Annotated in this window: 12 protein-coding genes; 5 read left to right on the top strand and 7 right to left on the bottom strand. The window is 38.2% G+C overall.

Annotation, left to right across the window (positions count from 1 at the left end; genetic code table 11):
* Window positions 1-448: 448 nt before the first annotated feature.
* On the top strand, window positions 449-1924 hold the full coding sequence (locus tag KV40_RS07955) for a sodium/glutamate symporter (RefSeq protein ID WP_036479705.1): 1476 nt from the start codon (window positions 449-451) through the stop codon (window positions 1922-1924).
* Between the two features lie 74 nt (window positions 1925-1998).
* Here KV40_RS07955 and KV40_RS07950 read toward each other — a convergent pair whose 3' ends face one another.
* The 5 genes from KV40_RS07950 to gatB form a co-directional block, all read right to left on the bottom strand.
* Window positions 1999-2436 (bottom strand): nucleoside deaminase, encoded by a 438-nt coding sequence (locus KV40_RS07950; protein WP_036479701.1) that lies wholly within the window; start codon window positions 2434-2436, stop codon window positions 1999-2001.
* 53 nt (window positions 2437-2489) lie between these two features.
* Window positions 2490-3365 carry an N-acetylmuramoyl-L-alanine amidase gene (locus tag KV40_RS07945; RefSeq protein ID WP_052055530.1) on the bottom strand — a complete coding sequence of 292 codons (876 nt, stop codon included), beginning with the start codon at window positions 3363-3365 and terminating at the stop codon, window positions 2490-2492.
* 170 nt (window positions 3366-3535) lie between these two features.
* Entirely contained in the window at window positions 3536-4216 is a 681-nt protein-coding gene (locus KV40_RS33250; protein ID WP_256381117.1) for an alpha/beta hydrolase, read from the bottom strand.
* A gap of 18 nt (window positions 4217-4234) precedes the next feature.
* The gene (locus tag KV40_RS34115) at window positions 4235-4450 is read right to left on the bottom strand and encodes a hypothetical protein (RefSeq protein ID WP_052055465.1); all 216 of its coding nucleotides are present in this window, start codon (window positions 4448-4450) and stop codon (window positions 4235-4237) included.
* A 266-nt stretch (window positions 4451-4716) separates the two neighbouring features.
* Window positions 4717-6207: an Asp-tRNA(Asn)/Glu-tRNA(Gln) amidotransferase subunit GatB gene (gatB, locus tag KV40_RS07935; protein ID WP_036479698.1), complete on the bottom strand. Its 1491-nt coding sequence runs from the start codon at window positions 6205-6207 to the stop codon at window positions 4717-4719.
* A 244-nt stretch (window positions 6208-6451) separates the two neighbouring features.
* Between gatB and KV40_RS07930 the strand changes: the two genes are divergently transcribed.
* Both KV40_RS07930 and KV40_RS07925 read left to right on the top strand, forming a co-directional pair.
* Entirely contained in the window at window positions 6452-7057 is a 606-nt protein-coding gene (locus KV40_RS07930) for a Uma2 family endonuclease (protein WP_036479695.1), read from the top strand.
* A 209-nt stretch (window positions 7058-7266) separates the two neighbouring features.
* Complete coding sequence (locus tag KV40_RS07925; RefSeq protein WP_036479692.1) at window positions 7267-7848, top strand: Uma2 family endonuclease; 582 nt, start codon at window positions 7267-7269, stop codon at window positions 7846-7848.
* Window positions 7849-7891: 43 nt separating this feature from the next.
* On the opposite strand, the gene KV40_RS07920 is transcribed toward KV40_RS07925, so the two are convergent.
* Window positions 7892-8671 carry an HAD family hydrolase gene (locus tag KV40_RS07920; RefSeq protein WP_036479689.1) on the bottom strand — a complete coding sequence of 260 codons (780 nt, stop codon included), beginning with the start codon at window positions 8669-8671 and terminating at the stop codon, window positions 7892-7894.
* Window positions 8672-8738: 67 nt separating this feature from the next.
* The gene (locus KV40_RS07915; protein ID WP_036479686.1) at window positions 8739-10076 is read right to left on the bottom strand and encodes a histidine phosphatase family protein; all 1338 of its coding nucleotides are present in this window, start codon (window positions 10074-10076) and stop codon (window positions 8739-8741) included.
* A gap of 318 nt (window positions 10077-10394) precedes the next feature.
* Between KV40_RS07915 and KV40_RS07910 the strand changes: the two genes are divergently transcribed.
* Both KV40_RS07910 and KV40_RS07905 read left to right on the top strand, forming a co-directional pair.
* A complete protein-coding gene (locus KV40_RS07910; protein WP_036479684.1) occupies window positions 10395-10958 on the top strand; it encodes a YqhA family protein in 564 nt (187 codons plus the stop codon).
* A gap of 233 nt (window positions 10959-11191) precedes the next feature.
* The gene (locus KV40_RS07905) at window positions 11192-12766 is read left to right on the top strand and encodes a CPBP family intramembrane glutamic endopeptidase (RefSeq protein ID WP_036479682.1); all 1575 of its coding nucleotides are present in this window, start codon (window positions 11192-11194) and stop codon (window positions 12764-12766) included.
* Window positions 12767-12821: the final 55 nt, after the last annotated feature.

Genomic DNA, 12821 nt, shown 5'->3' with positions numbered 1-12821 from the left:
TTTCTAATCAAGTAGTTAGTTATGTAGCTCGAATATAGTTACTAAATAGCTTTAATTAATAGCATAGATATTTTTTACTCACCTTTAGATATTTGCTTGTAGAGAATACAATAAAAAATCGACATGACGAGATAATCATTGCTTGAGCGACTTAATGTATCTCAGCTTAAAAGCTAATTTAATTGAATTTTACTTTACAGTTTGGACAAAATTAAACTTAATATAAATTAATCACATTCGATTTAATATTGGTACCAGCCAGATACAAAAACGCTGTAAATCTGCTGTGTTATTATCTCCAAAAACTTCATTTGTCTGCACTTCACCAATTTTTAACTATTGTAGGGATTGAATTTATGTCTTCAAAAAAATTATCATTAGTAGTTTAAATTACAAAATATAATCCCAATATTCGATACAACTCGAAATAAGTACAGAAAAATTTGTTATGTTTACTCTTCTCAGTGTATTCTTTGCTTTTGTGATGGTAGGTATCTTGCTATTAGTAGCAAGATTTCTCAAACACAAAATTAAGTTCTTTGAAACTATTTATTTACCAGAATCAATTATTGCTGGTGCAATCGCCTTACTTTTAGGACCTGGAGTCTTAGGAGCGATCGCCGTAGCATCGGGGGCGGGAGCAGAATCTTACTGGGCGGGAGGTATCTTCCCAGAAGAAATGCGAAACGTTTGGTCTGAGTCACCTGGTGTTTTTATTAATATTGTTTTTGCCGCTTTATTTTTAGGTGAAACTATACCCAATCCCCAGGAAATTTGGCGTAAAACTGCTCCTCAAGTAGCTTTTGGACAAAGTTTAGCCTGGGGTCAATATACTATTGGTATTTTATTGACGCTGCTGATACTTTCTCCGCTGTTTGGTGCTAACCCCATTACTGGAGCTTTAATTGAAATTGGTTTTGAAGGCGGTCACGGTACGGCGGCAGGTATGGCTGACACTCTGAGCGGTCTTGATTTCCCCGAAGGAGGAGACTTAGCATTAGGTTTGGCTACAGTGGGTATCGTTTCAGGAATTATTTTTGGTACGGCTTTGGCTCACTGGGGTCGTAAAAAAGGCTATATTGCTACCGAACCCGTAGAAGTAGCAGAAGGTGACGCGCAGTTTCAGGAGACAGCCGCAACCGAAAGTAGCCACGTCTTGCGAAAACGTGCTTCTTTGATGCGTAATCTACTGATCGATCCTCTGTCTCTAAACTTCGGATTTACAGGATTGGCAGTAGTAATTGGTTGGCTGATCTTACAGGTTTTGACCTGGATCGAAGCGATTACCTGGGGCAGAAACGGTTTGGAGTTGATTGGAGCTATTCCTTTATTTCCTTTAGCATTGATTGGCGGTATCATTATTCAGGTCGTCATGACTAAGCTCGACCTCGACACTTTAATTATCAGAAGACTGCAAGAACGAATTGCAGGGATAGCTCTCGATGTTTTAGTTGTCACTGCTCTAGCATCGATCAATCTTGCCGTATTGGGAGCTAATATTGGTATTTTCCTTACCCTTTCCATTGTCGGGATTATTTGGAACGTTTTAGCATTTATGTATCTAGCTCCTCGTATTTTGCCTGTATATTGGTTTGAACGAGGAATTGGCGATATGGGTCAGTCAATGGGTGTAACCGCGACGGGAATTTTGTTAATTCGCATGGTCGATCCTGACAACCGAACTGGTGCTTTTGAAAGTTTTGCCTACAAGCAACTGTTCTTCGAGCCAATTGTTGGTGGTGGCTTGTTTACTGCCGCAGCACCCGCCTTAATCGTGCAATTTGGTTCGGTAACGGTACTCATACTAACTACAGCACTACTAGCTTTTTGGTTAATTTTTGGCATTATTAACTGTAAACGCACTCAAAAAGCGATCGATGCCCAAGGGACAAGCGCGTCTGAAACACATCCAATTGCTAGATAAATCGAAGCTAGTTTGTGTAGTTTACAGCAAAAAAATAAATCTAGAATATAGCGATCGCATTAAGATCGCTTTTTTTAGGTTCCAATATCCTCATTCCAGAGTAAAGGCTTAGATAGTATAAAGTCGCTCATTATCTCAACACATTTTGGTTCGTTGAGAACTTCAACTATTACATTTTTACTTCTTAGTAAATCTTCTTCCCCTAAAAAATTTTTATTCTCACCGATAACAACATGAGGGATTTTATACAACAAAATTGCACCACTACACATACTGCATGGAGAAAGAGTAGTGTATAGAATTACGTCTGTATAAAAAGCTGCCGATTGACGACCAGTATTTTCCAAAGCATCCATTTCTGCATGAAGAATAGCACTATTTCTTTGTATTCTTCGGTTATGACCGCGCCCGACTATTCTGCCATTTTTAACTATAACCGAGCCAATAGGTATTCCTTCTTCTTTCAGCCCCTGGTAAGCCTCTTGTAAGGCTTCCGCCATGAATTTATCCATCAATTTTTTTTACACTTTATACAATAAGATTTACTTGCAATTGACTTAATACATTAACCTCTTAATATTTCTGTAATCGAAGTTTCTCGCTCGGACATTTTATCTATTGGTTGACGATAAGTATGTAGTATTTGTAAAAACTTATTAAAATCAAAGCTTCTAGGATCGAATCGATGACCAGAACGATCTACATTTTTATGTGTAGTAATGCGTTCGTCTGGTATGTTACTTTGAGCTAGCAACCAGGCTAAAGACTTGTATTGATTGTCAGTGTAACCGCTATGGTAGTTTTGGCGAGATTTACCCCAACTGTCTGGCGGCGTTTCTAAAGATATATGGTAGGCAAAGTTGTTTACCGACGGTGGTAAATTAGCATTGGTTTTAACAGTTTCCTTGCCTAAAGAACTTTCAAATACTGAGTTACCCGCCCCAAAAGCTCGTTTATCCGAAGTAAGCAAATAAATAATAGTTCCGTCTAGAGCAATTAAAGTGTGATAACTAACTTGATTGTTGTCGCTAGAATGAGGTGTTTTAAAAGTATTAATAGCACTGGCAATAGAGTTGGTGGTTTCATGCAAGACCACAAGGGGTAAGTTGTTTACAGAGTTACCATAAACGTCAGTACTATAGCGATCGCCATAGTTGCTAGGGTGGATAGTTGTCATAAAATATCTAGGTTTGTATTGCTTAAAAGCATCTGTAGTCTTGTAGGTAGTAATTACATTTGCAGAAGACGCATTGGCTTCAGATACAGAAGAAGATTCTACAGACTTTTTGGTTTCTGATGTAGAAGATGACTCGGCTTTTTGCTCTACTTGCGGACTAGGTCGAGTTGTTTTTGGGACTCGAACGCTATAGTTTCGATCGAGCCGATCGTCTTGAATTTTTAAACCAACAATAACAGATGCGATCGCCGCAACTATAACCATTAAAATTTTGCTATAAAGAGAAACATTTAACATAGCTTTTAAAATTAGCAATAATTCATGGTATTGCCGATCGAATAAAATTGCCGAGATCGAAATCGGAGCAATAGACGTTACTACTAGTGTTTAATACATTCTTTAGTTCAAAGTTATTTTTTATTTACTAGCGATCGCTAATTCAAATTGCCTAAAAAATCTCTTACACTTTGTTGCCATATTTCTTTATCGACGGTAACTAATAACTGATGTCCTGCTTCGGGAAAAATAACCATTTTTTTTAGAGAGTTAATTTTGAAGTATAAATCTTCAGTTTCTTCGATACTAACTGTAGGATCTTTACTGCCTTGTAAAATTAAAGTCGGACAATTAACTTCTTTAGCATAGTCGATTGGATTGTGGGCAAAACCATTAAAACCGTAGCGAACCCCACCCCAGAAAACTATTAATTCTGCCATAGGAAAAGGTGGAAACTGAGAATTTTTTAACCTAGTTCGTACTGCACTTAAAAGTCTGGTAAAAGGAAGTTCTAGAATAATAGCATTGGTGTTTATATCTTCTTCAGCGATCGCTCTTAAAATAGCAGCAGTTCCCATAGAAATACCATATAAGATTATCGGTTTATTAGGATTTAATTCTCGAATACGATTAAAAACTAAAGCTACATCTTCACTTTCATATACGCCTACGGTATTAACATTACCGCTAGAGCCTCCAGAACCTCTAAAATCTACCAAAACAGTTTTGTAACCAAGATAATGAAATACTTTAGCTGATGCTAATAAACTGCTTTTTGTACTTCCTTTGCCATGAAATAGAATAATTGTTCCTTTTGGGTTGGACTCAGGTAACTCAATCGACCAGATATCGATCCATTATTGTTGATTTGTTTTCAGGCGATCGGAAATATATTGTAGCTGAAAATCTTTGGGTGTTTGCTTATTAACAGGACGAGGATATCCAAATTGTTTATCAGTTTGACGATAGTTTGTCAAAAAATATGCACTCAAATAACCCATACAGTTAATAGCAAAAATAGCAAATATACCAGTTATCCAAACAATTTTTGTTTTAAATATAGTTGCTTTCAATTTTCTCAAGATTGCAAAGTACAAAAAATTCTTATTTATAAAATAAACTATTATGTTTTTATAATATTTTTGTTTGCTATCTGTCAGATGGCTTTGCCAAATTTCTACATATAGTTATAATCACTCTTTTCTTCAATTTTTCACTATTAATACTGTTGCGATCGCTCATCAAACAAAAAATCATCTAACAAAATATGTTTACCTCTCCCTAACTGATAACGATCGATTAGAAAGAGGTAATTATTAATTATCTATTTGTCAGAGATTTACGCCTGTAGCTTTTTACCTAGTAATTGGTTAGTCAGTTTGGGATCGGCGCGTCCGCTAGTTTTCTTCATTACCTGTCCGACAAAGAAACCTTTGAGCTTAGTTTTGCCATTACGGAATTGTTCTAGTTCCTTGGGATGTGCGTTAAGGACTTCATCGATAATTGTTTCGAGTTCTCCCGTATCGGAGATTTGAATTAGTCCTTTTTTCTCTACCAGTTTTTTTGCCGAACCGCCTTTGGTTAATAGTTCGGGTAAAATGTCTTTGCCAATTTTACCGCTAATTGTACCATCGGCAACTAGAGCAATTAGTTCTGCCAGGGTTTCTGGTTTGAGTGCGGTTTCGGAGATAGTTAAGTTATTGCTGTTTACATAAGCAGCAATATCTCCCATTACCCAGTTAGCTACTTGTTTGGCATCACCACCAGCGGTTACTGCCGCTTCAAAATACTCGGCAACGGCGCGATCGTCGGTTAAAACTCTGGTATCGTAAGCCGATAAGCCTAATTCTGATTCATAACGGTTGCGTTTTTGTGCGGGCAGTTCTGGTAATTCTGCCTTCCATGCTTCTAATTGTTCTTTCGAGACTTCGATGGGTGGCAAATCTGGTTCGGGAAAATAACGATAATCGCTACTGCCTTCTTTTAAGCGCATACTTTTAGTACGTCCCGATCCTTCTTCCCATAGGCGAGTTTCTTGATAGATTGGTTCGCCGTTTTCAATTGCGGCAATTTGTCTTTCTATCTCATATTCGATCGCTTTTTGAATGGCACTAAAGGAGTTCATGTTTTTCAGTTCTACTTTAGTACCAAACTCTTGTTGACCTACAGGACGCACCGAAACATTAACATCGCACCTCAGCGATCCTTCCTGCATTTTGCCGTCGCTAATACCCAGATAAAGCATAATGCGGCGGATTTCCTGGGCATATTCAGCAGCTTCTTTCCCCGATCGCAAATCGGGTTCGGAGACAATTTCTAGTAAGGGTACGCCAGCACGATTAAAGTCTACTAGAGAATAAGAAGAACCGTCCAGGCGATCGCTGCCACCATGAGTTAATTTTCCTGCGTCTTCTTCCATGTGCAGGCGAGTAATGCCGATTTTTTTCTTAACGGGTTCGGTGTTGGGTTTTTCGACAAGTTCGATCTCAATCCAGCCATGTTCGGCTATGGGCAAATCGTATTGCGAGATTTGATAGTTTTTAGGCAAGTCGGGATAGAAATATTGCTTGCGATCGAATTTACTGTATGGCGCGATCTGACAGTTGAGTGCCAATCCTGCTTTGACGGCGTATTCTAAAACTTTTTCGTTTAATACTGGCAGCACTCCAGGATAGCCCAAACAAATCGGCGAAATATTAGTGTTGGGGTTTTCGGGGTCGAATTTAGTCGATTCGCGACTGAAGATTTTAGTTTCGGTGTTGAGTTGACAGTGAGTTTCCAAACCGATTACGGCTTCGTATTCTGTTTTAGCTGGTGCAGCACTGGTCATGTGTTTTAAATCTAATTAAATCTAATCTCTATAGTTCTTTTATTTTATCTGCTTGGTTTCCAACAGATCTTATGTCAGACATTTTAGCTGTCTTTCCAGCCTTAGAGGTTATTGAAAACAGCGATCGCACGACATATTACTTTTTGAAATAATTTTGTATTTATTATAATTAGTCTCAGAGAAGCTCACGCTTACCAATATCATGGAGGCTATGTGGAGTACATCACATGAGTTGGAACTAACTATGACTCAAGCAATAATCAAACCAGTCACTTTTGCCGAATTTTTAGACTGGAAACCCGAAGGTGGACGCTACGAACTTTATGATGGGGTAATTGTTGAGATGCAGCCAACAGGAAAACACGAAGAGATTGTTGGTCTGTTAGCCACAGAATTAGCCGTTGAGTATAGAAGATTGCAACTTCCTTATTTAATACCAAAAACTGCACTGGTAAAATCATCAGCTAGAGAGTGTGGTTATTCTCCCGACGTATTAATTTTAAATCGCCCTGCCTTGAAAAACGAATCACTATGGGAGAAGTATTCAACCGTACAGCAAGCAGCAACAATACCTCTAATTATTGAAGTTGTCAGCACCAACTGGCGAGATGATTACTTAACTAAGGTTAGAGATTATGAAGAAATTGGTGTAAAAGAGTATTGGATTGTGGATCATCTAGCTTTAGGTGGTAGAAGATATATTGGCAATCCCAAACAGCCTACAATTTCTATTTACCAATTAGTAGACGGCGAATATCAGATTAGCCAATTTAGAGATAGCGATCGCTTAAATTCTCCAACATTCCCAGATCTTAATATGACTGCCAATCAAATTTTTGCGGTAAATTAAAATAATTGTTCGGACGGATCGCATTTAACTAAACGTGAATTCGACGAGATATTCAGTATATTTTCTTGACTGCTCACCGCCGTAAACGGAACGGTGATTCTAGGGATTGGGAATTAACGCATACATTTCTTTACGTTGAAATCGCTTTATTCTTTTCTACTTTGTTTCTTACAATTAAAACAATAGTTATAAAATAGCGAACAATTATTATGTCTGCTTTAACTAAACAAGTTTGTTACACTCCGCAACAATATCTCGAATTTGAAGCAGATGCCAAAAACAAACATGAATATCGAGATGGAAAAATTATACCGATGGCAGGTAGCACGACAAATCATAACAAAATTAGTCTGAATTTTTGTCGTCAATTTCCTTTATCTATAAATGATCGAAATTACGAACTGTATATGGGAGATATACGTTTGTGGATTCCTCGCTATCGATTTTATACCTATCCCGATATCATGGTTATCGAGGACGAACCTATTTATGAAGGAGATAAATCTACTACTGTAATTAATCCTTTGTTAATCATCGAAGTGCTGTCTAAATCTACTAGTAATTACGATAGAGGCGATAAATTTAAATACTATCGTTCTATTTCGACCTTTCAAGAATACGTTTTAATAGACCAGTATAGTTTTGCTGTCGAACAATACATTAAGCAAGCTGAAAACAAGTGGCTATTGCAAGAATATGAAGGACAGAATTCAGTATTGACTTTGACTTCTGTAGATTATGAAATCGAGCTTAAAAAGCTCTATCACAAAGTTAATCTTACAGAAGATTGATAAATAAAAATTTAGTAGGCGATCGCCTCTTCTAGCAATTCTTTTACCATTCGCCAAAATTTCGCTCGAATTGTTGTAAAGAGAGTAACTCAATATCAGCATCTTGACGAACCAGATTGCGATCGCGTTCGGTATTATAGCCCCAGTCTGCTAAGAATAATTTGGTAATAGGTAGCAAATCTGACTGTTGCGTTACCTGTTGTAAAGCTTTAAGGCGATCTTCGACAAACCAAATACTAACATTGTCTGCACTTTCCCGATCTCTTAGCAGACGTAGGGTTTCGTATTTAGGACGTTTGCTTTCTTTGCCGATGATGTTTTCTGTTGGTAAATAAACTTGCTGCTGTTGTAATAGCTGTTGGGTGAATCTTCCTTCTTTGGTAGTGACAATATAAAGTTTAGTAGGAGAATCAATTATTTGTTGTAAGCGAGGAATAACCCCCGAAAAAAAGCGATGCATCCTCAACCAGCCTGCTAGATCTTCTTTAATCCAGCTATCTCTAACCCCGTCTAATTTTTGAGCTAAATCTTTTTTATCCAACCCTTCAGAAGTCATGATTCGGGTTACTATTGAAGACCAGTCTTGTAAAATAGATTCGCGATCGATACCCAAAATTAATGCCCTTAGTAATATAGGCATTTCCCAACCAGTTTCAATTACGGGACGCAATTGGCAAAACAAAGGTTTATACTCGTCACTAATATCGTGCTGGTTCCAGATTTGCTGATAGGTTTTTTTGGTGGTAGCAAAATATTCCTCTAAGCCATCGAGAATAACGCCATCAAAATCTAAAGCCAAAATAGTAGGCGGTTGGAAAGACATAATTATTATTTAACGGATAAAAATAAATTGCTCTGTATCTAGCTGTAAGCTGTAGGTTATAAGCTATTTACAATGCACCTGCGGCAGTTTTATCGAGGACGCTACCGCTTAAGTGGGTAGTAATATTAATTGCCTGCAACACAGGCTGTCCCGATGCACCTTGGGGATAGTCGATAACGCTAACTGCCCCATTACCCTGCTTGATATTCCAGAAATTTTTGGGTTCTAGTCCTAATAAATAACAGACGATCGCTTTATTAATTGCATCGTGGGCGACAACAATACCTGTAAGCGGGCGATCGCTGTTACTAAATTTGGCAACTATTTTATCCCAGGCGGCAATTGCCCGATCCCAAACTTGCTGCAAGTTTTCTCCTGCTGGCATTTGTACTAAGTTGGGGGTTGCTTTCCACTGGGCTAGCAAACCAGGAAACTCGGCTTCTATTTCGGTTTCTAGTTTGCCTTCCCACAAGCCATGACATATTTCTATTAGTTCTGTAGTGGTTTCTAACTCTACTTCTGGATGATGCTCTAAAATTAACTCGGCAGTCTCTTTAGGACGCAACAGCGAACTAGTTACGGCAAAATCGAGCTTCACATCCTTCAAAAATTCAGCGGCTTTACGTCCCTGTTCTTTACCATTTTCATTGAGAGGAATATCTCTAATTCCCTGAAAGCGAGATTCTTTATTCCACTGTGTTTCACCGTGACGCACCAACAGCAGACGAGGTCCAGCATGAGGAGGACGAACGGGAGGAATTGGCACGTCTAAATGAGAGGTTTGATTGAGAGACTCTAGCTGTACGGGATCGTTGTAGTCTCCTGTAAAGTTGAGGACGTTAATACAGCAGTTGGACTGTTGAATTGAATGGTAGCGATCGCATTTCATCCCAATAGCAGACATAATCAAGCAGCGATTAATGCCGTTGTGCGCCACGATTAAAATAGTCTTTCCTGAATGTTGGGGAATAACTTCTTGCCAGAACTGCCGCGCCTGTTCGTAGAGAGAAAGGACAGGATAGTGTTCTGTTCCTCCCTCTAAAATCATTTTAAATTCGTGGGGCAGTTGTTTCCATTTGCTGTAATCGTCGGCAAATTTTTCTCTAGCTACTTGTTTGCTGACTTTTTCCCACAGCGGTAGATCGATTTCCATTAGTTTATCTGTAGGCTGCAAAGTTGGCGCATTATTCAGGCTAGCGTGAATTATCTCTGCTGTTTTTTTGGCTCTCTGCAACGGACTACAATAAAGCGCATCGATAGAAATATCCTGTAGGGTTTTACCTACGGTTTGGGCATCGGCAATACCTCGTTCGGTTAAAACCGACTCATCACAACGACCTTGAATTAACTGCTGTGCATTGTAGCTGCTTTGTCCGTGTCGGACGATGATTACGCGAGTAGCCAAACTTTTAATCCTCTTCTAAATAAACATCTATCAATTTATCAGTTATTAGTTATTGGCGATCGATAAACCTATGTACAAACGTTGACTTAAACTACATCTAAAGTAAATTTAGGCAGCAGCCTCTACCCAAAAGTGTACTAACTCACCGCGCCACCAGCAAATACAAACATTAGCTAAATTAACAAATTTATAAATATTGCTGTAACTATGGCAAGTTACGTAGTGTTAACTTACGATTTTATTTTGAGTAAAGCCAAAACAACTGCATATCGTATATGCTCTAAAACAGGGGTTTTAAAATATGTACGCAAATAATTAATGGTTAGAAAAACACCGAGAATAATCAAAAAAATAGAAGCTATTTTTGAAGCATTTATTTGGAATGTTAGATTTTTTATTGTAGTTCCAGTTGTCTTTAGCTTACTTAGCTCTTTGCGCTTAATTGTTATTGGAACTTTAGACATTTGGGCGGCTTTGACTCTAGCTTTCGATATTCAAGATCCAGAAGGAGAAGCAACCGTACAGATAGTAGCATATATTATTGGCGGAATTGACTATTACTTGATCGGCATTGTTTTATTGATATTTGCTTTTGGTATTTATGAATTGTTTATTTCAGAAATAGAGATTAAACACAATGATGATTCAAATATTTTGCAGAGTGAAACTTTAGAAGAATTAAAAGGCAAGTTAGTCAATGTAATCGTAGTTGCTTTGATTGTAAGTTTGTTCAAGCAAATGCTTAGTTTGGAAATCAGACAAACAAGCGACGTAATTTACATGGCGTTGGCAATTTTACTTATTTCTATTAGCCAATATCTTTTGAATTTAAACCATCCGAGTTCTTCAAAAAGTAAACGCAATCTAAAAAGTCCACACTGAAAACGACGTTACCAGAATCAATTAATTAGTATTTCAATTGCTGTTAATTGATTTTAAGCTTCACAATCGTCGCTCAAAATTAAATTTTTCTGAAATAGAAACAATTGTTCGTTGTTCGGCGACAAGGGATAATGTTTTACAGAGAACCTGTCGTATAACGACGAGGCTTCTTAAAACTTCGTCAACTAGACGTATTTAAACTATGCGTCATAAATTTTTTTATCGAGTATTTAATGACTATCAAGCGAATAATCTTATCTTTAATAACTTTACTGGCGATCGCTAGAATATTTTTCTCGCTTAACGACAGCCTTTCCCAGCCACAAATTCAAAGTCGTTTGGAACTTTACCAAACCAATCTGGTACTTAACGTTTCAGAACTAAAACCTGAAGGCGAGAACAGCGCGGATTATCTTAAAGCGGTCGATTCTTTGATTGGCGAAGAACCCTATGCCAAAGCAATAGAACAGTATCAAAAAGCCCGTAAGGAAGCTACAACCAGCCGCGCCAACTATGTAGCACAACTACGACAGCTAGAATCCTCTACAGTTAGTAGCGATCGCCAGGAAGCTCAAATTGTAGCCGAAAATGAACCTACCAACCTCACACCGCCACAAAAATTACAAATCGATAAACAAATCCAAGAAATAGGCAAATTTATTAATGAAATAGATTTAAAACAGGGTATTCTCTACACGGCACAAGATAATAAAACCGAAGCTATATCTACCTGGCAACAGTTGATTGCAGATAACAATTCTCAAGATAGGTATGTTAGAACGGCAAAAGTTTTAACTGGTTTGTGGCAAGAGGAAACGGATATAGCCAATAATAGCGAAGCAATTATTGAAGCCAACCTCGATAGCTGGTTTCGCTACCAAAGTTTGGCAAAGTTGTATCAGTTAGAAAATCGCGATCGCGACTTAGCCATACTTCAGCAACAAGAACAGCAAGTAGCTAGAGACTCTATCGTCAAACTAGGTTTGATTAGCGGTATTCCCGTATTTGGCAGCATTGGCGGCATAAGTTTAGCTATCTTTTTAATCGTGCAACTGTTCTTCAAAAAAGAAGGCGCAATTTTAGCTACTAACAACGATAAAACTTGGGAAACACCCTGGAATTGGGAAATTACCTGGCAAGTTTTGATTGTCGGTTTTTTCTTTATCGGTCAGTTTGTCTTGCCTTTTGTCCTTGGCATATCGGGCTTAAATCCTGCTAACTATTCCCTGAGACTCAAAGCTTTATATGTGTTTGGTACATACATGGTGATGTCAGCCAGCGGAATTTTGGTACTGTATTTGTCAGTCAAATCTTTTTTTCCTTTACCCCAAGATTGGTTTAAAATCAAGCTTTTTAGCAATTGGGTACTTTGGGGCTTAGGTGGTTATTTGGTTGCCGTACCTTCAGTATTGATCGTATCTTTAATCAATCAGCAGATTTGGAACGGACAGGGCGGTAGTAATCCCCTATTGTTTTTAGCTTTGCAGGCTCAAGACAAGGTTGCTTTAACCATATTTTTTGTAACCGCTTCGATCGCCGCACCGATTTTTGAAGAGATAATGTTTCGCGGTTTCTTGTTGCCTTCCCTAACTCGTTATGTATCGGTATGGGGGGCAATCATCATTAGTGCGCTAATCTTTGCAGTGGCACATTTAAGCCTATCGGAAGTTTTGCCCCTGGCTACCCTCGGCATAGTTTTAGGAGTAGTTTACACGCGATCGCGCAATCTGTTAGCTCCAATGTTGCTACACAGTCTATGGAATAGTGGCACTTTGATAAGTCTGTTTATTTTGGGAAGTGGAATTTGAAATAACTGAGATGGGTTTGCCTAAAATGTAAAATAAATTACAAATTATGGTTTAA

Source organism: Myxosarcina sp. GI1, from assembly GCF_000756305.1.
Taxonomy (GTDB): Bacteria; Cyanobacteriota; Cyanobacteriia; order Cyanobacteriales; family Xenococcaceae; genus Myxosarcina.
Note: the sequence above shows the minus strand (reverse complement) of the source record. Positions and strands in the feature narration are given on the sequence as shown.